This window comes from Halomonas sp. (assembly GCF_052095695.1).
GTDB lineage: Bacteria > Pseudomonadota > Gammaproteobacteria > Pseudomonadales > Halomonadaceae > Vreelandella.
Map to the genome: position 1 here is coordinate 1 of NZ_JBQDLQ010000022.1, position 20,250 is coordinate 20,250.

Sequence of the window (20,250 nt, forward strand, 5' to 3'; positions counted from 1 at the left end):
ACGCCAGCACTCCCTTAGGGGAAGCTAGCTTGCTTTGCTTTTGTTGCCATGCTGGCAGTCAAAAAGGTGCGCAGCCTTTGTTGCACGCCCCATTGCCCGCCAGAACCGGCGAGTTAGTGAATGTCTCGCCAATACTCGCGCTTGAGCAGGTAAGCCATCACCCCAAAAATGAAAATAAAGATCAGTACTTTAGGCGCCAACGCTTGAGCCTTAAGCCGGGAAGGCTCACCGACATAAGCGAGAAAATTAGTTAAATCATAAACCGCCTTCTCAAACTCAGCGGGCGCCAGCTCGCCTGGCATCATGACTTCCAGTCCTTCGCAGGGTTGGCTTTGAGCCGACAACGTATTCGCATCTCGGCCATCTTGCTCAGCGCAGACCAGCGTCTGCACTCCTTGCAAAGGCTCCAACACATTAGGCATTGCCACTAAATCGGATACCGTATTGTTAACACCCATCGGCTGACTAGAATCTTGATAAAAACCGAGTAAAAAAGCGTAAATCCAATCAGGGCTGCGCAGGCGCGCCTGCAAGGTTAAGTCTGGCGGCACCGCACCAAACCACCCCTGGGCATCGTCACTTTCAAGCGCTATAAGCATTTGATCGTTATAGGCTAATTCAGACGAGAAAATTAGATTCGCCTCGACCAAGTCCTGCGGAATCCCTAAATCATCAGCCGCCCGAGAAAAACGCTGATATTCCAGCGAATGGCAGCCCATGCAGTAGTTCACATAGAGTTTCATGCCATTTTGCAGCGACGCTTGATTCTGCAGGTCAGGTTCCATCGAATGGGCCGCGTCAGCACTAGCGGCTGCCAACGTGGCGCTAAAACACCCAACGACTAACATTCTCAATCGGCGCATTCTCATTAGCCGGTCACCCTGCTAGGAAGCGGCTTTGTCTTCTCAATCTTGGTATAAATCGGCATTAACAGGAAGAAAGCAAAATAAACAAAGGTACATACCTGCGCTAACATGGTTCGTCCCGCGGTTGACGGCAGAACACCTAAAAATCCTAGGAGCACAAAACTAACAACGAACAAAAGCAGCATGGCTTTGGACATCCATCCTTTATAGCGCATAGACCGCACCGGACTGCGATCAAGCCAAGGCAAAACGAAAAGCACCGCAATGGCCCCCCCCATAAACATAATGCCCAGAAACTTAGCCTCTAAGCCAAATACCGAGAAGGTGATAGCACGCAGAATGGCGTAAAAGGGCGTGAAGTACCAAACGGGCGCAATATGATCGGGCGTTTGCAGGGGATTGGCGGGTTCAAAGTTGGATTTTTCAATAAAATATCCGCCGCCTTCCGGAAAATAAAACACCACCACGCAAAAAACGAACAAGAATATGGCTACGCCAACAAGGTCTTTGACAGTGTAGTAAGGGTGAAAAGGTATTCCATCTAACGGCACTCCTGCCCCATCTTTGTGCTGCTGGATATCAATACCATCAGGGTTGTTGGAACCCACCTCATGCAGCGCAATAATATGCAGCACCACAAGCGCCAGAATAACGATGGGTAGAGCAATAACATGTAACGCAAAAAAACGGTTAAGGGTGATCCCTGAAATAAGATAGTCACCGCGTATCCACTGCGCCAAATCAGGTCCTAACCCCGGAATAGCAGAGAATAGCGACGTAATGACCTGCGCGCCCCAATAAGACATTTGACCCCATGGGAGCAGATAGCCCATAAAAGCCTCGGCCATTAATACGAGATAGATGCTCATGCCAAATATCCACACTAGCTCGCGCGGCGCCTTATAAGAGCCATATAAAAGCCCCCTAAACATATGCAGATAAACAACGATAAAGAAGGCTGAAGCGCCCGTGGTGTGCATATGGCGGATCAACCACCCCCACTCCACGTCGCGCATAATATATTCGATAGATGCAAATGCACCCTCAGCAGAGGGATTAAAACTCATCGCCAGCCAAATGCCCGTCAGAATTTGATTAACTAAAACCAGCAGCGCCAATGAGCCAAAGCAGTACCAAAAGTTAAAATTCTTTGGTGCGTAGTAGCGGGAAAGGTGATTTTGCCACATTCGTGTAGCGGGGAAGCGGTCATCTATCCAGCGCATAACCCCTTTTTCAGCCTTAGCCTTATTGCGCTCTTCCATCAGGCCTCCTCATCTTCGCCAATGACAATAATGTCATCGCTTGCAAATCGATAAGGCGGCACCTCAAGATTGGTTGGCGCAGGAACGTTACTGAACACGCGGCCCGCCAAGTCAAAGCGCGAGGCGTGGCAAGGACAAAAGAAACCGCCCGGCCAGTTATCAACACCCACCCCGGCGGCATCTGGCTCTGGCCGGAAAAGCGGTGAACACCCCAAGTGAGTGCAAATACCCACAAGCACGCCAATTTCTGGCTTCACAGAGCGCAAACCGCCGGCAATATAGGCTGGCTGCTGGGGGACATTGGAATCTGGGTCTGCCAAGCTCGCCACATCGACTGCCTGCGTTCGCGCAATCATTTCGGGCGTGCGACTAATAATCCACACAGGACGGCCGCGCCACTCAACGGTCACTCTCTGACCGGGTTCAAGACGCGAGATATCCGCCCGAACGGGAGCGCCGGCCGCCCTGGCTCGGGCACTAGGCTGCCAAGAAGCCACAAAGGGAACCGTCGCCCCGACAGCCCCCACCGCTCCGACAACGGAGGTGGCCACCACGAGGAATCGGCGCCGGCTTTTGTTAATGCCGCTATCTGCCATTTCAGGTCTCTCCCTCTAGCCTACCCGCTACGCTGAAAAGCCGTGCCCTGGACAAAAATTAATGACGCCATGCTAAAAAAACAATTCGCCGTGCACAAGAATAACCGCACGCGGCGATGACAATTCGAATAGCCTATCTTTTTGAGATTCCAATAAAAAACGCCCAGGTCGATGACCTGGGCGTTTTGCAGCGCTGGTTAAAATTAGCGCTTGGAGAACTGCGGACGACGACGTGCTTTGCGTAGACCAACTTTCTTACGCTCAACTTGGCGTGCGTCACGCGTTACGTAGCCAGCGGCACGTAGCGAAGGACGAAGGTCTTCGTTGTAGTTCATCAGGGCGCGAGTAATGCCGTGACGAATAGCGCCAGCTTGAGAAGAGCCACCGCCACCAGCGACAGTTACAAAGATGTCAAACTGGCTGATCGTTTCAGTCAACTCAAGCGGCTGACGAACAACCATACGACCCGTCACACGACCAAAATAAAGATCAAGATCTTGATTGTTAACGGTAATTTTACCAGAGCCCGGCTTCATAAACACGCGAGCGGTGGAAGTCTTGCGGCGCCCGGTACCGTAATACTGCTGTGTCATGGCGAAGATTTCCTCAGATGTCTAGTTCAAGCGGCTGTTGGGCAGCATGCGGATGCTCGGCACCGGCGTACACTTTTAACTTAGCGTACATGGCACGACCCAAAGGACCTTTCGGCAACATGCCTTTAACGGCTGATTCAATAATACGCTCGGGCGCATGATCAAGCATTTTGTCGAATGTCATAGAGCGCAGACCGCCCGGGTAACCAGTGTGGCGGTAGTAGGTTTTAGCCTTCGCCTTATTACCAGTTACGTGGACTTTCTCTGCGTTGATAACAACAATGTAGTCGCCGGTATCAACGTGAGGGGTAAATTCGGGCTTATGCTTGCCGCGCAGGCGACGAGCAATCTCGGTTGCCAGGCGACCGAGCGTTTTGTCCTTAGCGTCGACAACATACCAGTCGCGCTGGACGGACTGCGGCTTAGCACTGAACGTCTTCATGGATGAAATCACCAGATTAAATGTATTGGGCGACTCACACCGTTTACACGGCGAAGCACCATCCCTATTTTTCTTGGTTGCCTGCACTGCAAGCAACATGTAGCGGGGCGCTATACTACAGCAAGGACCGAGACAAGTTAAGCCGCATCGCCACTTTTTTACACTACCAGCAATGGTTAGGGTTTATGTGCTAGCGCCAAATACTCCTGCGACTGCATCTCTTGCAGGCGAGAGAGAGTACGTTGGAACTCAAACGTCAGCTTTCCACCGCTATACAGCTGCTCGACGGACACCTCTGCCGACATCAGTAGCTTGACGCCGCGATCATAAAACTCATCGACCATATTGATAAAACGGCGCGCCTGATCATCCGTTTTGGCATTCATACGCACAACGTTAGACACCAATACGGTATGAAACTCTCGCGCCAGCTCAATGTAGTCATTTTGGCTGCGCGGGCCATCACATAGCTCTAAAAACTCAAACCAAACAATATCTTCATACAACCGACGTGCTTTTAGCACGCGACCATTTATCTCTAACGAGGCGTCTGACTCGCCCTCATGCCCCGCTATCTCTCTGAAGCTTCGCGACAGCTCACGCTCAGCTGAATCATCCAGCGGCGAGTAAAAAATGGCGGCACGCTCAAGCGCACGCAACCGGTAGTCAACGCCAGAGTCCACATTCACCACGTCGCAATGACGATTAACAAGCTCAATAGCCGGTAGGAAACGTGCCCGCTGCAATCCTTCTTTGTACAAATCGTCAGGCACGATATTAGAGGTCGCGACCAACACCACGCCTCGCTCAAAGAGCGCCTCCAGCAGGTTGGCAAGAATCATTGCGTCGGTAATATCTTTGACAAAAAACTCATCAAAGCAGATCACTCGATACTCGGTCGCAAACTTTCCAGCAATCAGCGTTAAGGGATTTTTTTCGCCTTTATAGTGCGTCAGCTCATTGTGAACGCGCTGCATAAAGCGATGAAAGTGAGTGCGCATTTTGTCGGAAAAAGGCAGCGCCTCATAAAAGGTATCGACTAAGTAGGTCTTTCCACGCCCTACACCGCCCCAAAAGTAGAGCCCTTTCACCTGAGGTAACATGGGCTCACGCGAAGAAGACCTCTTTCCCATTAGCCCCGCCATTTTGGCTTTAAGCCCCTTGTGGGCAACCAACGCCTTGGGCATGGTTGTTGGCGCCGCGACAAGCTCATCGTAAAGTCGCTGCAAGTGTTTTACCGCTAACTCTTGTGCTGCATCATGTTGAAAATCATCGCGTTCTAAGTCCGCGCGATAGCGCTCTATAGGCGTCGCAGAACGCGCTTTTGGCTCAGACCTACCCGCAGCAGATGTTGATGACATGCAATCGCCTCCTACAGCGTGTAAAGCGGCAGCCACAATCGTTACTGCACACCTTAAAAGGCTGCGATTATACCCATTGAGGCACCATAACGCATGAGCGGATTGACCCAACTAGCGGACTGACGCCTATAATGGCAGTCTGTTAGTTCACAACAGCTGGCTAATAACGTCGGCTGTTATATACAAGGCGCCAGGGAGAACACTGTGGACGCAAGCTCACCATTAACCTTTGCTGTTATCGGTCTTATCGTCGGTTTTATTATCGGAATGGGCTGCTATCGCCTATTCAGCAAAAGCCAGCGCGAGACGGCCTCTATGCGCCAACAGCTACTTGAACGCGAACATCAAATCGCAGAAATGAAGACCAACGTAGGCAACCATTTAACCGGCATATATGAACGTCTCAGCAATATTCGTGATGAAGCTAACCAGTTGGAGCTTCAGCTCAAAGAGGACGCCGCGGAATGGAACATTCAGGATGCTACCATTCAGCATAGCCTTGATCTTTCCGACATCAATGCAAAGCAGCAACCAACAGAAGATAACACCACGCCCACGATGCCGCGTGATTACGCTGACGGCAAAGGCGGCACGCTATCCGAAAATTTCGGCTTAAAAAGCCATGAGGTAGCCACTCCCCAGCCACCACGCTATTAATCGGCACAGCAGGCCCTGACAGCCGTCAAAAGCCGTTATTCGTGACTGATGGCTGTCGGGACCCACTGGTTAGGAAGGCCTCTAGGCAGGATTATCAATATCCACAAACCGGTGCTCAATCGCATATTCATCGGCCAGCCACTCCCCCAACGCCTGAATACCGTAACGCTCGGTAGCATGATGGCCAGCGGCGATATAATGAATGCCCATTTCGCGTGCAAGATGCGTGGTTCGCTCCGAGATCTCACCCGATACAAACACCTGTGCTCCGGCTTCATACGCAGAGGCAATCATGTCTTGAGCACCGCCGGTGCACCAAGCAATACGCTCGACTTCGCCCACTTGCGGCGCTTCAATCATCAGCGACTCACGCTGCAACGACTGCGAGATTTGCGCAGCTAGCGCGTGTATCGAGCTAGGCTGAGTTAAACGCCCTGACCATAAGAGTCCCACTCCCAGCTCACCATCAATGCACCCCTCCACTTTCCAACCCAGATGCCTAGCCAGCTCAGCGTTATTACCTAACTCTGCATGTGCATCAAGAGGCAAGTGATAAGCAAGTAAATTAATCCCATGATCGAGCAGCATTTTAATGCGCTTCTGCTTCATGCCGGTAATCGCAACGGGCTCGTTTTTCCAAAAGTAGCCGTGATGCACCAGCACCATGTCGGCCTTCCAAGCAACCGCTTCGTCCAGCAGTGCTTGGCAGGCTGTCACGCCCGTCATCACGCGTTTCACACAGTCAGTGCCTGCGACCTGCAGCCCATTAATCGTAAAATCTTTGAATTGGGCGGCGCGCAGCTGATGATCACAGGCTGCCACTAGTTGGTCGCGATATATCATGCTGACTCCTTTCGTTAATGGTTGAATTTCACCCGTGAGGAACTCGCTAAGAAAGTGTTACCATACGGCTATTGTTAAACTCGCTTCTTTTGTCACGATTGGCAAGACTGACTCGTTAAGGAATTTTTTGCATGAGACGCTATGTGCTGCCTTATTTATGGCCAGTCATCACTGGCGTATTGATCGCTTTGCTGATCTTACCGGGACTTCCAAATCTGTTATCAAACCCGTTTCAAAGCCCTGCGTCGCAAGACCCTACTCCTGCAGTAGTCACGGTACCGGCCGTTGTCGAGCCAAGCCCCAACCGCCCCGCCCCCGAAATACACCAAGCAGAGCCGATGGCGCGTAACCAAGGGCCTTCTAGCTACTCATATGCGGTGGATCAAGCCGCCCCCGCTGTCGTCAACATTTACTCTTCACGCATTGTAGAGCGCGACCAGCACCCGCTTATGTCTGATCCTTTTTTCCAGCAGTTCTTTGATGACCAGGGCGATGACACGACCACCCATCAGCGCATGCTTTCGAGCCTAGGCTCTGGCGTTATCGTCAGTGACGATGGCTATGTGCTCACCAACCATCATGTCATCAACGGTGCTGATGAAATTCAAGTGGCCTTACGCGATGGGCGTGAGACGCTAGCTGAAGTGATTGGGACTGATCCTGAAAGCGATCTTGCAGTGCTGCGTATTGAGCTAGACGATTTGCCGGTGATTGAACTGACCGACTCAGCAGACGTGGCGGTGGGCGACGTCGCGCTGGCCATCGGCAACCCCTTCGGCGTAGGCCAAACGGTAACCATGGGCATTATTAGCGCCACTGGGCGTAACCATTTAGGGCTCAATGCCTACGAAGACTTCATACAAACCGATGCCGCCATCAACCCAGGCAACTCGGGGGGCGCTTTAGTCAATCCTGACGGCGCGCTAGTAGGCATCAATACGGCCATTTTCTCGCGCTCAGGCGGCTCACAGGGTATTGGCTTTGCAATCCCGGCCAATCTCGCCCACAGCATACTTGATGAGCTTGTCACTCAAGGACGTGTCATTCGTGGCTGGCTGGGCATCGAGGCACAGGCACTTTCTCGCGAGCTTGCCGCCTCTTTTGGCCTGCAAACACCGCAGGGCGTTATCGTCGCCGGGGTTGTCAGTGATGGCCCAGCCGCCCAAGCAGGACTGGAGCCTGGCGACGTACTGCTCGCCGTTGATGGGCAGGCTATCTTGGATGCGCGCACCGCGATGAGTGACATAGCCTCTATTCCACCGGGCACTTCGCTGGCGCTGACCGTCGTACGTAGCGGTGAGCGTATGGATATGACATTAGTGGTGGGCGAACGGCCACCGCCGGCTATCCCTATTAACGAAGTCGTACCGCGCCAACGCGACTCATAACATCGTCACGTTGGTGCAGCGAAGGCCTGCCCCCAGCACTATTCACAAAGCAAGCGACGAGAAACTTAATCTCGGATGCGGTATTCAGCGGAGCGTGCGTGAGCAGTTAACGACTCGCCCCTGGCCAATACCGAAGCGATCTTGCCCAGCTCAGATGCTCCAACAGCAGAGCAGTGAATGATGGATGAACGTTTCTGAAAGTCATACACGCCTAGTGGAGAAGAGAAACGCGCGGTGCCTGACGTAGGCAGCACGTGATTCGGCCCGGCACAGTAATCACCTAATGCTTCCGCGGTGTAACGCCCCATAAAGATCGCACCAGCGTGACGAATATCGTCTAGCCACGCCTCAGGCGACTCGACCGAGAGCTCTAAATGCTCAGGCGCCACGCGATTAATGATCGTCACGGCCTCTTCGGCATCCTGGCAATGAATGAGAGCACCGCGGTTGTGCAGCGACTCACGCACAATGCTTTCACGCTCTAAACTCGGCAGCAATCGCTCAATTGCAGCCTCGACAGCGTCCAAATGCTCGGCATCCCAACTAATTAATATCGCCTGAGCATCTTCATCGTGCTCTGCCTGAGAAAACAAATCCATCGCCAGCCAGTCAGGATCCGTTTGCCCATCGGAAACGACCATGATCTCCGATGGACCGGCGATCATATCAATGCCTACCTGACCAAACACCGCACGCTTAGCCGTCGCGACGTAAATGTTGCCAGGCCCCACAATTTTATCGACCCAAGGCACGCTTTCAGTGCCATAAGCGAGCGCGGCGATCGCCTGAGCACCGCCGATAGTGAACACATAGTCGACACCGGCCAAATGCGCCGCGGCTAGCACCAACTGGTTTAAAACGCCATCCGGAGTGGGTACTACCATGACTATTTCACGCACCCCTGCCACATGAGCGGGAATGGCATTCATCAGTACCGACGACGGGTAAGCCGCCTTACCGCCAGGCACATAAATACCGGCGCGATCAAGCGGCGTCACTTTTTGCCCTAGCACCGTGCCATCAGCCTCTTCATACTGCCAAGAGCTCGGCTTCTGACGCTCGTGATAGCGCTTAATTCGCGCCGCTGCCTTCGTCAGCGCATCGCGCTGCTCGGCGGGCAAGTGATCATACGCATGCTTCAATTGCTCGGGCGTTAGCCGCAGCTCGTCCATACAAGTAACGGAGAGGCGATCGAAACGGTTAGTGGCGTCGATCACGGCAGCATCGCCATGCTGCTTCACGCTAGCAAGAACTTCATCAACCCGTGCCTGCACCGCTTTATCGGAAACGCCCTCCCAGTCCAGCAAAGCATCAAGACGCTGGTGGAAGTCAGCCGCGCTGGTCGACAGGCGTGAAACGGTGGCAGTGCCTTGTTTGCTTGTGAGCTCGTTCATGGATTACCTCAGATCAATCGGCAAGCGCTATCTGTCGCTTTTTGACCGCGCTTTCTAAACGCGCCAAGAGCGGCTGAATACGCTCATGCTTCATTGTCATGGCCGCTTTATTAACCACTAATCGCGTACTGATATGGGCAATGAATTCACGCGGCTCCATCCCGTTTGCGCGCAGAGTGTTGCCGGTATCGACGATATCGACAATCTCATCGGCTAGGTTCATCAGCGGCGCAAGCTCCATGGCGCCGTAAAGCTTGATCACCTCAGCCTGAATCCCCTGCTCGGCATAGTAACGGCGAGCAATATTGACAAATTTAGTCGCCACTCGACGCCGAGCGCGAGCAGGCAACTGGCCCTTAACACCTGCTGTCATCAATTTGCAGCGAGCAATATCTAAATCCAGCGGTTCATAAAGGCCTTCAGCACCATGTTCAAGCAGCACATCTTTACCTGCGATACCCACGTCCGCAGCACCTAGCTGAACGTAGGTTGGCACGTCGGTCGCCCGCAGAATGACCAGTTTCACATCGGGCAGATTAGTATCAAATAGCAGTTTGCGGCTTTTGCTTAGATCCTCTGCGGGCGTGATACCCGCATCGGCCAATAGTGGCAGCGTTTCTTCAAGAATACGGCCCTTCGAGAGGGCTAAAATCAATTGCTTACTCATCGTGTCAGCCCGTCGGTTTTAACCTGGAATACGGCGAATACGCGCACCCAGCAGCTGCATTTTCTCTTCGATACACTCGTAGCCACGATCAATGTGATAGATCCGATCTACCAGCGTTTCACCCTCGGCCATCATCGCCGCAATGACTAGCGACGCAGAGGCACGCAGATCGGTGGCCATCACTGGCGCGCCGGAAAGCTTTTCAACCCCTTCAATCAAGGCCGTATTACCCTCCAGTACGATCTTAGCGCCCATTCGATTAAGCTCTTGAACGTGCATGAAGCGATTTTCAAAAATGGTCTCAACCACGCGAGAGTTGCCTACGGCCACCGCATTCATAGCAACAAACTGTGCCTGCATGTCGGTAGGGAAAGCAGGGTAAGGCGCCGTGCGAATATTAACGGCCTTGGGGCGCTGACCATGCATATCCAACGCAATCCAGTCATCGCCACTGGTAACCTCGGCACCTGCTTCTTCTAGCTTAGCAATAACGGCGTCAAGAATGTCCGCACGGGTGCACTTAACCTTCACCCGCCCACCGGTCATGGCAGCAGCGACCAGGAAAGTACCGGTTTCGATACGATCAGGCATTACATCGTGCTCACAGCCATGCAGCTTCTCGACACCCTCAATAATGATGGTATCAGTACCATGGCCGCTGATTTTAGCGCCCATTTTGATCAAGCACTGCGCCAAATCGACAATTTCAGGCTCACGGGCAGCGTTTTCTAGAATAGTTTTGCCTTCGGCCAACGTGGCAGCCATCAGCAGGTTTTCGGTGCCGGTTACCGTGACCGTATCGAAATATATAGTGGCGCCTTTCAGGCGGCCATCGACGCGTGCACGGATATAGCCGGCTTCAACGCGTATCTCAGCACCCATGGCTTCCAAACCACGAATATGCAAATCCACCGGACGCGAGCCAATCGCACAGCCGCCGGGAAGCGATACATCGGCTTTACCAAAGTGAGCCAGCAAGGGGCCTAAAACGAGAATGGATGCACGCATTTTTTTAACAAGTTCATACGGCGCGTGGCAGCGAGTAACCTGCGAACCATCCAGCTGTATGCTCAGCTTTTCGCCCATCACCGGCTCAACGCCCATACGGCCTAGCAGCTCTAGCGTGGTGGTAATATCTTGAAGATGCGGAAGATTACCAATAATCACGGGACCATCGGCCAACAGGCTGGCACACAGAATAGGCAGTGCTGCATTTTTAGCGCCGCTTGCCCACACTTCGCCGTCTACCGACCCGTTGCCGGTAATGAGTAATTTATCCATAGAAATGCCGTTATTGAACGTTCTCCGACGCAGTTTTCCACTGCGTCGGAGTAAACGTTTTGATGCTAATAGCGTGGAGGGCACCCGAAGCGATCTCATCGCTGAGCGCAGAGTAAACTAACTGCTGACGTTTGACCGGAGAAAGGCCGTCAAAGGCTTCGCCAACCGCAATCACCTGAAAATTACAGCCTTCACCCTGGATGTGAAACTGGCATCCGTCGATACGGGACTCAAGCAGTGCTTTTACCTCGTTGGGTTGCATGGGGCAGAAAACTCCTTTGGGGTCATCGTGATTAATGAGCGTAAGCGGGTCGACATAATAAAGAAAAGCAGTGCGCTTGGCGATGCCGCATCGTTAAACGGCTAGCGTCGTGGCAGGATGCTCAATTAATTCGTTCAACTCAGCCAGCGACGCTAGTCGCTTAAGCGGCTCAGACAAATCGATCGCCTCAACCGTGATGGCACGGTGCTGGCAGATACGCAGCCATTCAAACAATACGCTAATGGCAACGCTGCTGGCTTTATCGACGCCGCTAAAATCAAACATCACGGCGCCTAGCTCTGTGCTGTTCAGCCACTTAACGCCACTAGCGGCCAAATCGGCCGCCAGTGCTACGTTTACGTTGCCTACGACTTTTAAGGTCGTGGCTTCTACGTTAATAGAGACGTCAGTGTGTGAGTACAGCACTGTCACGCACCGCCTCCTTGTTCCAACTCTTCAACGCCAACTTCAGGTGACCATCCATTGATAACTGCATCATAATCGCGGTTATTATCACGCATCGCCTGGTCGAACTGATTACGGAACGTTAGGCCCAAATTAATGCCATTAACGATTACATTAACCACCCGCCATTCGCCACCTGACAGTCTCAGGCTATAGCTCACGGGATACACTTGGCCACTGTTGGCCACTACTTCCATGGCAACACTAGCTTGGTCTTCGTAGCGCTGAGCCTGCTGGGAATCCAGCACTCGCAGCTCGTCGTAATCAAAGGTCACCAATCCACGCGTATAGGTGTCAATCAATGTTTGGCGAAACACATCGGCAAAGCGACTACGCTGCTCCGGCGAAGCGTTGCGGAAATAGTTACCCATGACGCTAGCACCGATATAGCGAAAGTCAGCTACTTGATCGAGACTACTGTCCACCAGCGCTTCAAGCTCATTCAAGTTATTGGCGTAGTAGTCCTCTCTACCGTCAAGATCCGCCATTAACGAACTTATATTGTCACGGATCATATCTTCGGGCGATTGAGACTGTGCCAGCGCCTGAAAAGGTACCGACATTGCAACCAGCATCGTGGCTGCCACAAGCCAACGGCTAACGGTGTTATTTGCTTTTTTCATCACTTTAATCTCCCTACTCGTTATTCCGTGGAAACGGCGTTTAACGTCTTGTTGCCATTAATTACTTGCCATATTGGACACAAATTGTTGAATAAGTTCTTCTAGCACTAACGCCGACTGGGTGTCACGAATCGAGTCGCCGTCTTCGAGCATGTCAGGATCACCGCCTACGCTCAGGCCAATATACTGCTCACCCAGAAGTCCTGCGGTTAGGATAGAGGCAATGGAGTCGCTAGACAGCTGGCCCTCAAGCTCGCTATTCAAGCTCAATACCACGCGGGCATCATACCACTGCTGGTCTAGTTCAATGCTTTCTACCCGGCCTACCGTTACGCCCGCCATGGTGACCCGCGCACGCGGCTTGAGCCCGCCGATATTGGCAAAGTTGGCTTCCAGCTGAAACGATTGCGAGGGCGCTGAAAGCGTTAGTCCACTGACGCGCAAGCCGAGGAATACCAAACCCAGAATGCCGGCAATCATAAACAGGCCAACACCAAACTCCATGGTTTTACTACGTCTCATGAATCGACTCCATCCATCAAAGGCCGCCAAACATGACGGCCGTCATCACAAAATCAAGCCCCAGAACTGCAAGCGACGAATACACCACCGTGCGCGTGGTGGCACGTGAGATACCTTCAGAGGTAGGCACTAGGTCATATCCTTGAAAGACCGCAATCCACGTCACCACCAGGGCAAAGACCAAGCTTTTGATCATGCCATTGCCAACATCGTTAACGAAGGCAACGCTGGCCTGCATATTGCTCCAGTAGGAGCCTTCAAACACGCCTAGCCACTCAACGCCGACGAGATAGCCACCCCAAATACCCACCACGCTAAACCCGACGGTCAGAATAGGCAGTGACACGAACCCCGCCCACAGTCGTGGCGCCACGACTCTGCGCAGTGGATCAACGCCAATCATCTCCATGCTGGTTAACTGCTCGGTGGCTTTCATTAATCCAATTTCTGCGGTCAACGCAGAGCCGGCGCGGCCAGCAAACAACAGCGCGGCCACCACCGGCGCGAGCTCACGCAGCAGAGACAGCGCCACCATTTGCCCCAGCGCTTGCTCAGCGCCAAAGCCCACCAAAATGGTGTAACCCTGAAGCGCCAGCACCATGCCGATAAACAGCCCCGACACCAGCACAATAGCCAACGAGAGCACGCCTACAAAGTGCATTTGCTGCATCCATAGCCGCCAGCCCTCCCGAGAGGGAATGCCGACTGCCGACTGGGCAAGAAACACGCCAGCACGGCCTAAGGCTTCCATTAAATCGCACCCTCTGCGCCCCAGCCGGGTAATACGCGCGGTGCCGTTTGAGAATTTTGACTGCATTGACCCTGCCTATGTACATTTTGCCTATTGTCGTAGCGCGGCTTGCCCCAGAATATCGCGATAAAACGCCTCAGCGGGGTAGTGAAACGGCACGGGACCATCGGGTTCGCCATGAACAAATTGGCTAACCCGTGGGTCCTGGTTGGTATCCAGCGTTTGCGGCGTGCCATGCGCCACTACCTGCCCATCAGCGATCAAATAGAGGTAGTCCGCAATACTCAGTGTTTCTTTAATATCGTGCGAGACCACGACAGAGGTTAACTGTAGCGCTTGATTGAGATGCTTAATCAACTGAACCAAAACACCCATTGAAATAGGGTCTTGACCAACGAAAGGCTCATCGTACAAAACCAGCTCGGGGTCTAGCGCGACGGCTCGTGCCAAAGCGACTCGCCGCGCCATTCCGCCTGAAAGCTCTGCGGGAGTTAGCTCACGCGCGCCGCGCAAACCTACCGCCTGCAATTTCAGCAATACCAGATCACGCACCATTGTGTCGGGCAAGTCGGTGTGCACGCGCAGCGGAAAGGCGACATTTTCAAACACGTCTAAATCTGAAAATAGCGCACCGCTTTGAAACAGCATGCCCATGCGCTTGCGTAACGTGAATAGTGCTTTGCGTGACAGGCGATGAACGTCCTGGCCATCAATTAAGACTCGTCCTCGGTCCGGCGCCAACTGGCCGCCTATGAGTTTAAGCAACGTTGTCTTGCCGGTGCCACTGGGCCCCATGATAGCAGTGACCTTACCCCGTCGAATCGTCATATTGACGCCACGAAAAATCTCGTGATCGCCACGGGAAAAATAAAGATCTTCAATTTCTATGAAGGGTGTCTCTGTCATAGCTCAGTTGACTCTTAGCGCGACGCGGCTAGGGCTAACCATTATAATACGATACGCCACTTGCCGTTGCCGCATTTAAAAAAACAGCGTTCTAATACATTATCGAACAACGTACTATAACTCTACTAAGCGCTATCACGCTAACCGATGTTGCGATTGTTAAGCACTACATGCCTACGCACATCTACCTCAATAGCGGCTGAAGTACTGCCTACGAGCACTGCCAAGATGTTATTCTTAGCGCTTGTCGCCCTTTATATTTTAAATCGCCAAGAGATATCGCTATGCGCCAGCCTCTCGCCTCCCCCAGCCTACTGCGCGAAAGTGCCTTACGTACGCTGCAAATTGAGCAGGCAGCTATTGGTGGCCTGCAAGCCAAGTTAGATGAAAACTTTGACCGCGCCTGCGAACTTATACTCGCCTGCCAGGGGCGCGTCGTGGTTACAGGCATGGGTAAATCTGGCCATATAGCCGGCAAGCTTGCCGCCACCCTGGCCAGCACTGGCACACCCGCCTTCTTTGTTCACCCAGGCGAAGCCAGTCACGGCGACCTGGGCATGATAACTCGCGCCGACGTTGTGCTGGCCCTGTCTAACTCAGGCGAAACGGCCGAAGTGACCGCCCTTCTGCCGCTGCTGAAACGTTTAGGTACGCCGCTGGTCAGCATGACAGGGCGGCCTGGCTCCACTCTCGCTAAGCATGCTGATGCGCATCTAAATAGCGGCGTTGAGCGCGAGGCATGCCCGCTGGATCTTGCACCCACTAGCTCGACCACGGCCGCCCTAGCGCTGGGTGATGCCCTCGCCGTCGCATTATTGGAAGCCCGAGGCTTTACCGCTGAAGACTTCGCTCTTTCCCATCCGGGCGGCAGCTTAGGCAAGCGTTTGCTGTTGCGCGTGAGGGATCTTATGCACGATGGCGCGCGCTTGCCGCAAATTCCGCTAGGCAGCCCGCTGCGCGATGCCTTATTAGAAATTACCCGCCAAGGGCTGGGCTTTACCTGCGTGGTTGATAGTGACGGTCGCTTAGCCGGGGTATATACCGATGGCGATTTACGACGCACGCTGGATCAATACCACAACTTACGCGACGTCTTAGTCGATGATGTCATGACTCGGCCAGGTAAACGTATCAGCCCCGACATACTGGCAGCAGAGGCGGTACGCATTATGGAAGAGGGCCGAATTACCGCACTCGCGGTGGTTGATGAACAACAGCGCCCGGTTGGTGCCTTGCATATGCATGACTTGCTTGTTAGCGGCGTTATTTAACGTATTTATCGCAAGACTTAGCGACTTCTTAAAAGAATGGAGGCTTTATGACCCTATCTGCAGCCCTACTTGATCGACTCCGCCGCGTTCGACTATTGGCGTTAGATGTTGATGGCGTACTCACCGATGGTCGACTTTACTTTCAGGCTGACGGCATCGAAATTAAAGCCTTTCATACTCAGGATGGCCATGGTCTAAAGCTGCTCAAGCGGGTCGGCATCCACGTCGCGCTGATTACTGGCCGCGATTCGCCCATGGTTAGCAAGCGTGCCGCAGCGCTGGGTATCGACCATGTCTTTCAAGGCTGCGAGGATAAGCTCGCCACCTTGCGCGGCCTGTGCCAGCGCTTGGATATAGAGCTAGAGCAAGTCGCCTATTGCGGCGATGATCTCCCTGACCTATCGGTTATCAAGCGCTGCGGTGTCGGCATTACCGTCCCCAACGCGCCGGACTATATGCACACTCGTGCCGACTGGACAACGGAGCGGCTTGGCGGGCACGGCGCGGTACGCGAAATTTGCGATACTCTGCTCGAAGCCCAAGGGCATTGGAGCGCAGTACTCGACACTTACTTGCACGGCCGCACATAAATGCTTAAGCATCTTAAAACACGCCTAGGATTAACAGGGCTTTTTATCGCCTTGGGCGTGCTATTGGTGTGGCTTGGCCCAGGCGGGCCTCAAAAAACCGCTATCGACCCAGAAGCGCAGGCCCAAGAGCCAGGGCACGTACTTGAGGATGCTGAAATCACTCTGTTTGGCGACAACGGTAACGTCTTGCAGTCACTAAAAACACCGCGACTCATCCATACGCCGCAAAGCGGGGAAACCTGGTCTGAGAGCCCTCAGGCAACCCTGTATGACAGCGATGAGCGCCAGTGGCTAGCCAGCGCTGATGTCGGCACGCTTAATACCAACACTCAGGCCCTCGTTATGTCAGGCTCCGCGCGACTTATTGCGCCAGACGAAGGATGGCAGCTGGATACTGAAGAGCTGCACTATGATGGCCCCACTCAGCATGCATGGAGCGAAGCACCGGTATTACTGCAACAGCCGCCCCAGCAAATGAACGCTTCACATATGGATGTATGGTTAAACGATAGCCAGGTCCGCTTATCTGACGGTGTCCGCGGCACTCATCCACCTGCCACACAACGCTAACAGGAGTCGCCATGAAAGCACTTATTTACACCGCCCTTTTTGCGCTTGCAGTACCGCTATCCGCGGCAGCCCAAACCAGCTCGTCTTCACAACAGGCCCCCGTGGAGGTTGAAGCCGATCGCTTAGACCTTGATCAGCGCGCGGGCATCGCCGTCTACACCGGGGATGTCAATATTCGCCAGGGCGAAATGCAGCTGCGCGGCGAGCGAGTGGAAATTCAACGCAATGAGGCGGGCGAGCTTTCGCGCGCAACGTCAACCGGTGAGCGTGCTTACTTACGCCATCAGGCCGAAGGGCAAGAAGGCCCGACGGAAGGCTGGGCTCGGCGGATTATTTATCACGTCGCCGAACGCCGAGTTGAGCTCATTGATCAAGCTGAATTAACCCAGCAGGACGATACATTTACCGGCGGGCGGCTTGAATATTTCATTGACCGTGAAGTGATTCAAGCGCGTTCAGACGTTGAGGGTAGCGAGCCGCAGCGTATACGCATGACTATTCAGCCTGAACAATAGAGAGTCTATCGATGGCAACTGCTGACAATGCACCGATAAAAACACTATATGCCCACCACTTGGCGAAAAGTTACAAGCGCCGCCGAGTGGTTAAAGATATTAACTTGGAAATCTCCCAAGGCAGCGTCGTTGGCTTACTCGGCCCTAACGGCGCGGGCAAAACCACGTCGTTTTATATGATTGTCGGGCTGGTCAAATCTGACGCCGGCAAAGTGGGTATTGACGACTTAGATTTAACCCGAGCCCCGATGCATGAGCGCGCAGCGGCAGGCATTGGCTACCTGCCCCAAGAAGCGTCTATTTTTCGCAAATTATCGGTTGCCGATAATATTATGGCGATATTAGAAACGCGCAAAGAGCTCGACCGTCCAGGTCGCGAAGAGCGCCTGGAAGCCCTGCTTGAAGACTTCCATATCACCCATATTCGCGACAACCTGGGCATGAGCCTCTCTGGGGGGGAGCGTCGCCGTGTAGAAATTGCTCGGTCGCTAGCGACCGAGCCCGCCTTTATCTTGCTAGATGAGCCTTTTGCCGGGGTCGACCCCATTTCAGTGGGCGAGATTAAAACCATCATTCGCGCGCTGAAACAACGTCATATTGGCGTTCTAATTACCGATCACAACGTCCGTGAAACGCTGGACATTTGTGATATCGCTTACATTGTCGGAGATGGCCATATTATCGCCAGCGGCTCCCCCTCATCGATCCTCACCAACCAGCAAGTCAGGGATGTTTATCTGGGCGCAGATTTTCGTCTGTAGGCTTATTTTTGCCCATAAATCCCGCCTTATAACGCTTTAACTACCAATGGCATGCTTATTGCACTTGCACACAGCTCCCACTCGCACTAGGGTAAAGCATTCCGATTAACGAGTGGTTCTCAAATGGTCATGAAAGCTTCTCTTCAACTGCGCATTGGGACACAACTGACCATGACACCTCAGCTGCAGCAGGCTATCGCCCTGCTGCAGCTATCGACTCTAGATCTTCGCCAAGAAATTCAGCAGGCCTTAGATGCCAACCCTATGCTGGAACAGGAAGATGAGTTCGGTGAAGAGGCCGTAAGCGAGCCTAAAGAGGAGGAGTGGTCAGAGAGCATCCCCACCGAGCTTTCCGTTGATAGCGACTGGTCGGACACCTATCAAGATCTTGGCGGCACTGGCAGCAACAGTGAGGGCCCTGATTTTGAGCGTCAGGCTGCCGAACAAAGCCTTCATGGGCACCTATTGTGGCAACTCGCTATGACCGATTTTAGTGCGCGTGAACAGCTGGTTTCCGAAAGTCTCATTGACGCACTAGACGCCAACGGCTATTTGACCCAGCCGCTTAATGATATTCGTGAAGGGCTACGCGCCCAGGGCATTGATGGTCTTAGCCAGCGCGAAGTGGAAACAACATTATTAAAACTGCAGCAGTTCGAGCCCACCGGTATTTTTGCCCGCGACCTGCGTGAATGCTTGATGCTGCAGCTCGCCGCCCTGCCAGATGATACGCCTCTACTGGTGCCTGCTCGCAGGCTAGTGCGCCAGTTTCTTGAAGCGCTCAGCAAAGATGACATGCGCTTACTCAAGCGCCGCTTAGGGCTCGATGACGAGCAGCTAGCCGATGTCATCCAGCTAATTCGCAGCCTAGATCCACGCCCAGGCAGCGCTTATGGCGTGACCAATGACCGCTATATCACGCCGGACTTAGTAGTGCGCCATGATAATGAAGGTTGGCATTTAGAGCTCAATCAGGACGCCCTGCCTCGGCTGAGAATTCAACCTGACTACGCCAGCCTGATAAAGCGTGCGGATAAAAGTCAGGATAATCAGTTTTTGAAAGAACACCTGCAGGAAGCGCGCTGGTTAATTAAAAGCCTTTCGAGTCGTAACGACACGCTGCTGCGAGTGGGCCGTGAAATCATCACCCGTCAAATCGGCTTTCTGGAATATGGCGAAGAATCCATGAAACCGCTGATTTTAGCCGATATAGCCACAGCCGTTGAAATGCATGAATCAACGATTTCACGAGTGACAACGCAGAAATATATTCATACGCCGCGCGGCGTGTTTGAGCTGAAATACTTTTTCTCTAGTCAAGTGAGCGGCCAGGATGGCGATAGCCACTCCAGTACCGCGATCCGAGCCCGCCTGAAAAAGCTGGTTCACGAAGAAGCGCCCGGCAAACCGCTTTCTGATAGCCGCTTAGTAACATTATTAGAAGAAGGTGGCATCCAGGTTGCAAGACGCACGGTAGCCAAATACCGCGAAGCCATGGGCATTCCCTCTTCCAGTGAGCGGCGCCGTTTGCGCTAGGATCTGTCAGGTTTCAGCGAAACTCGCGACAAGGGCTTTGCAACGGGGCAAAAAGGGTTACAATCAAAAGGGCTACATATCTAAGTACTAAGTACAGTCCCTAAGTACCGTTCCTAAGTACAGCCCGA

General features: G+C 53.2%; 24 protein-coding genes. 8 read left to right on the forward strand and 16 right to left on the reverse strand.

The window, feature by feature from the left end:
- Positions 1-113: 113 nt before the first annotated feature.
- The 6 genes from ACTH5D_RS06340 to zapE form a co-directional block, all read right to left on the reverse strand.
- On the reverse strand, positions 114-863 hold the full coding sequence (locus ACTH5D_RS06340; RefSeq protein ID WP_441669461.1) for a cytochrome c1: 750 nt from the start codon (positions 861-863) through the stop codon (positions 114-116).
- Positions 864-868: 5 nt separating this feature from the next.
- A complete protein-coding gene (locus ACTH5D_RS06345; RefSeq protein WP_441669374.1) occupies positions 869-2,128 on the reverse strand; it encodes a cytochrome b in 1,260 nt (419 codons plus the stop codon).
- On the reverse strand, positions 2,128-2,724 hold the full coding sequence (gene petA, locus ACTH5D_RS06350; RefSeq protein WP_441669376.1) for a ubiquinol-cytochrome c reductase iron-sulfur subunit: 597 nt from the start codon (positions 2,722-2,724) through the stop codon (positions 2,128-2,130). The genes ACTH5D_RS06345 and petA overlap by 1 nt, the downstream gene beginning before the upstream one ends.
- A 203-nt stretch (positions 2,725-2,927) precedes the next feature.
- Positions 2,928-3,317 carry a 30S ribosomal protein S9 gene (gene rpsI / locus ACTH5D_RS06355; RefSeq protein ID WP_441669378.1) on the reverse strand — a complete coding sequence of 130 codons (390 nt, stop codon included), beginning with the start codon at positions 3,315-3,317 and terminating at the stop codon, positions 2,928-2,930.
- 13 nt (positions 3,318-3,330) lie between these two features.
- Positions 3,331-3,759, reverse strand: a complete 429-nt coding sequence (rplM, locus tag ACTH5D_RS06360) for a 50S ribosomal protein L13 (protein ID WP_427030716.1) — start codon at positions 3,757-3,759, stop codon at positions 3,331-3,333.
- A 176-nt stretch (positions 3,760-3,935) separates the two neighbouring features.
- Complete coding sequence (gene zapE, locus ACTH5D_RS06365) at positions 3,936-5,120, reverse strand: cell division protein ZapE (protein ID WP_441669380.1); 1,185 nt, start codon at positions 5,118-5,120, stop codon at positions 3,936-3,938.
- Between the two features lie 204 nt (positions 5,121-5,324).
- On the opposite strand from zapE, the gene ACTH5D_RS06370 reads away from it, so the two are divergent.
- Positions 5,325-5,777, forward strand: coding sequence for a ZapG family protein (locus tag ACTH5D_RS06370; RefSeq protein ID WP_441669382.1), 453 nt, complete (start codon positions 5,325-5,327; stop codon positions 5,775-5,777).
- 81 nt (positions 5,778-5,858) lie between these two features.
- Here ACTH5D_RS06370 and ACTH5D_RS06375 read toward each other — a convergent pair whose 3' ends face one another.
- A complete protein-coding gene (locus ACTH5D_RS06375; RefSeq protein ID WP_441669384.1) occupies positions 5,859-6,620 on the reverse strand; it encodes a Nif3-like dinuclear metal center hexameric protein in 762 nt (253 codons plus the stop codon).
- A 131-nt stretch (positions 6,621-6,751) separates the two neighbouring features.
- Here ACTH5D_RS06375 and ACTH5D_RS06380 point away from each other — a divergent pair, with 131 nt between their 5' ends.
- Positions 6,752-8,008, forward strand: a complete 1,257-nt coding sequence (locus ACTH5D_RS06380) for a Do family serine endopeptidase (RefSeq protein ID WP_441669386.1) — start codon at positions 6,752-6,754, stop codon at positions 8,006-8,008.
- Positions 8,009-8,073: 65 nt separating this feature from the next.
- On the opposite strand, the gene hisD is transcribed toward ACTH5D_RS06380, so the two are convergent.
- The 9 genes from hisD to ACTH5D_RS06425 all read right to left on the reverse strand — a co-directional run bounded on the left by hisD (position 8,074) and on the right by ACTH5D_RS06425 (position 14,879).
- Complete coding sequence (gene hisD / locus ACTH5D_RS06385) at positions 8,074-9,402, reverse strand: histidinol dehydrogenase (protein WP_441669388.1); 1,329 nt, start codon at positions 9,400-9,402, stop codon at positions 8,074-8,076.
- Between the two features lie 13 nt (positions 9,403-9,415).
- Complete coding sequence (hisG, locus tag ACTH5D_RS06390; RefSeq protein WP_096280745.1) at positions 9,416-10,069, reverse strand: ATP phosphoribosyltransferase; 654 nt, start codon at positions 10,067-10,069, stop codon at positions 9,416-9,418.
- Positions 10,070-10,087: 18 nt separating this feature from the next.
- Complete coding sequence (gene murA / locus ACTH5D_RS06395; protein ID WP_441669391.1) at positions 10,088-11,350, reverse strand: UDP-N-acetylglucosamine 1-carboxyvinyltransferase; 1,263 nt, start codon at positions 11,348-11,350, stop codon at positions 10,088-10,090.
- Positions 11,351-11,360: 10 nt separating this feature from the next.
- Positions 11,361-11,612: a BolA family protein gene (locus ACTH5D_RS06400; protein ID WP_441669393.1), complete on the reverse strand. Its 252-nt coding sequence runs from the start codon at positions 11,610-11,612 to the stop codon at positions 11,361-11,363.
- Between the two features lie 93 nt (positions 11,613-11,705).
- Entirely contained in the window at positions 11,706-12,044 is a 339-nt protein-coding gene (locus tag ACTH5D_RS06405; RefSeq protein WP_441669395.1) for an STAS domain-containing protein, read from the reverse strand.
- Positions 12,041-12,700 (reverse strand): MlaC/ttg2D family ABC transporter substrate-binding protein, encoded by a 660-nt coding sequence (locus ACTH5D_RS06410; protein ID WP_441669397.1) that lies wholly within the window; start codon positions 12,698-12,700, stop codon positions 12,041-12,043. Before ACTH5D_RS06410 ends, ACTH5D_RS06405 begins: the two co-directional genes overlap by 4 nt.
- Before the next feature lie 57 nt (positions 12,701-12,757).
- Positions 12,758-13,222, reverse strand: a complete 465-nt coding sequence (mlaD, locus tag ACTH5D_RS06415) for an outer membrane lipid asymmetry maintenance protein MlaD (protein ID WP_441669399.1) — start codon at positions 13,220-13,222, stop codon at positions 12,758-12,760.
- Between the two features lie 16 nt (positions 13,223-13,238).
- Positions 13,239-14,039: a lipid asymmetry maintenance ABC transporter permease subunit MlaE gene (gene mlaE / locus ACTH5D_RS06420; protein WP_441669401.1), complete on the reverse strand. Its 801-nt coding sequence runs from the start codon at positions 14,037-14,039 to the stop codon at positions 13,239-13,241.
- Positions 14,040-14,063: 24 nt separating this feature from the next.
- Positions 14,064-14,879 carry an ABC transporter ATP-binding protein gene (locus tag ACTH5D_RS06425; protein WP_441669403.1) on the reverse strand — a complete coding sequence of 272 codons (816 nt, stop codon included), beginning with the start codon at positions 14,877-14,879 and terminating at the stop codon, positions 14,064-14,066.
- Between the two features lie 284 nt (positions 14,880-15,163).
- Between ACTH5D_RS06425 and ACTH5D_RS06430 the strand changes: the two genes are divergently transcribed.
- The 6 genes from ACTH5D_RS06430 to ACTH5D_RS06455 all read left to right on the forward strand — a co-directional run bounded on the left by ACTH5D_RS06430 (position 15,164) and on the right by ACTH5D_RS06455 (position 20,122).
- Positions 15,164-16,150, forward strand: a complete 987-nt coding sequence (locus tag ACTH5D_RS06430) for a KpsF/GutQ family sugar-phosphate isomerase (RefSeq protein ID WP_441669405.1) — start codon at positions 15,164-15,166, stop codon at positions 16,148-16,150.
- A gap of 47 nt (positions 16,151-16,197) precedes the next feature.
- Positions 16,198-16,740, forward strand: coding sequence for a KdsC family phosphatase (locus ACTH5D_RS06435; RefSeq protein ID WP_441669407.1), 543 nt, complete (start codon positions 16,198-16,200; stop codon positions 16,738-16,740).
- Positions 16,741-17,310, forward strand: coding sequence for an LPS export ABC transporter periplasmic protein LptC (gene lptC / locus ACTH5D_RS06440; RefSeq protein WP_441669409.1), 570 nt, complete (start codon positions 16,741-16,743; stop codon positions 17,308-17,310).
- Between the two features lie 11 nt (positions 17,311-17,321).
- Positions 17,322-17,825 (forward strand): lipopolysaccharide transport periplasmic protein LptA, encoded by a 504-nt coding sequence (lptA, locus tag ACTH5D_RS06445; protein WP_441669411.1) that lies wholly within the window; start codon positions 17,322-17,324, stop codon positions 17,823-17,825.
- Positions 17,826-17,836: 11 nt separating this feature from the next.
- Positions 17,837-18,586 (forward strand): LPS export ABC transporter ATP-binding protein, encoded by a 750-nt coding sequence (gene lptB, locus ACTH5D_RS06450; RefSeq protein ID WP_441669413.1) that lies wholly within the window; start codon positions 17,837-17,839, stop codon positions 18,584-18,586.
- Positions 18,587-18,709: 123 nt separating this feature from the next.
- Positions 18,710-20,122, forward strand: a complete 1,413-nt coding sequence (locus ACTH5D_RS06455) for an RNA polymerase factor sigma-54 (RefSeq protein WP_441669415.1) — start codon at positions 18,710-18,712, stop codon at positions 20,120-20,122.
- Positions 20,123-20,250 lie beyond the last annotated feature (128 nt).

Bases quoted from the DNA above. Each gene is read 5' to 3' on its own strand.
- ACTH5D_RS06340 (WP_441669461.1), bottom strand. From the start codon at position 863: ATGCGCCGATTGAGAATGTTAGTCGTTGGGTGTTTTAGCGCCACGTTG.
- ACTH5D_RS06345 (WP_441669374.1), bottom strand. From the start codon at position 2,128: ATGGAAGAGCGCAATAAGGCTAAGGCTGAAAAAGGGGTTATGCGCTGG.
- petA (WP_441669376.1), bottom strand. From the start codon at position 2,724: ATGGCAGATAGCGGCATTAACAAAAGCCGGCGCCGATTCCTCGTGGTG.
- rpsI (WP_441669378.1), bottom strand. From the start codon at position 3,317: ATGACACAGCAGTATTACGGTACCGGGCGCCGCAAGACTTCCACCGCT.
- rplM (WP_427030716.1), bottom strand. From the start codon at position 3,759: ATGAAGACGTTCAGTGCTAAGCCGCAGTCCGTCCAGCGCGACTGGTAT.
- zapE (WP_441669380.1), bottom strand. From the start codon at position 5,120: ATGTCATCAACATCTGCTGCGGGTAGGTCTGAGCCAAAAGCGCGTTCT.
- ACTH5D_RS06375 (WP_441669384.1), bottom strand. From the start codon at position 6,620: ATGATATATCGCGACCAACTAGTGGCAGCCTGTGATCATCAGCTGCGC.
- ACTH5D_RS06380 (WP_441669386.1), top strand. From the start codon at position 6,752: ATGAGACGCTATGTGCTGCCTTATTTATGGCCAGTCATCACTGGCGTA.
- hisD (WP_441669388.1), bottom strand. From the start codon at position 9,402: ATGAACGAGCTCACAAGCAAACAAGGCACTGCCACCGTTTCACGCCTG.
- hisG (WP_096280745.1), bottom strand. From the start codon at position 10,069: ATGAGTAAGCAATTGATTTTAGCCCTCTCGAAGGGCCGTATTCTTGAA.
- murA (WP_441669391.1), bottom strand. From the start codon at position 11,350: ATGGATAAATTACTCATTACCGGCAACGGGTCGGTAGACGGCGAAGTG.
- ACTH5D_RS06400 (WP_441669393.1), bottom strand. From the start codon at position 11,612: ATGCAACCCAACGAGGTAAAAGCACTGCTTGAGTCCCGTATCGACGGA.
- ACTH5D_RS06410 (WP_441669397.1), bottom strand. From the start codon at position 12,700: ATGAAAAAAGCAAATAACACCGTTAGCCGTTGGCTTGTGGCAGCCACG.
- mlaD (WP_441669399.1), bottom strand. From the start codon at position 13,222: ATGAGACGTAGTAAAACCATGGAGTTTGGTGTTGGCCTGTTTATGATT.
- mlaE (WP_441669401.1), bottom strand. From the start codon at position 14,039: ATGCAGTCAAAATTCTCAAACGGCACCGCGCGTATTACCCGGCTGGGG.
- ACTH5D_RS06425 (WP_441669403.1), bottom strand. From the start codon at position 14,879: ATGACAGAGACACCCTTCATAGAAATTGAAGATCTTTATTTTTCCCGT.
- ACTH5D_RS06430 (WP_441669405.1), top strand. From the start codon at position 15,164: ATGCGCCAGCCTCTCGCCTCCCCCAGCCTACTGCGCGAAAGTGCCTTA.
- ACTH5D_RS06435 (WP_441669407.1), top strand. From the start codon at position 16,198: ATGACCCTATCTGCAGCCCTACTTGATCGACTCCGCCGCGTTCGACTA.
- lptC (WP_441669409.1), top strand. From the start codon at position 16,741: ATGCTTAAGCATCTTAAAACACGCCTAGGATTAACAGGGCTTTTTATC.
- lptA (WP_441669411.1), top strand. From the start codon at position 17,322: ATGAAAGCACTTATTTACACCGCCCTTTTTGCGCTTGCAGTACCGCTA.
- lptB (WP_441669413.1), top strand. From the start codon at position 17,837: ATGGCAACTGCTGACAATGCACCGATAAAAACACTATATGCCCACCAC.
- ACTH5D_RS06455 (WP_441669415.1), top strand. From the start codon at position 18,710: ATGGTCATGAAAGCTTCTCTTCAACTGCGCATTGGGACACAACTGACC.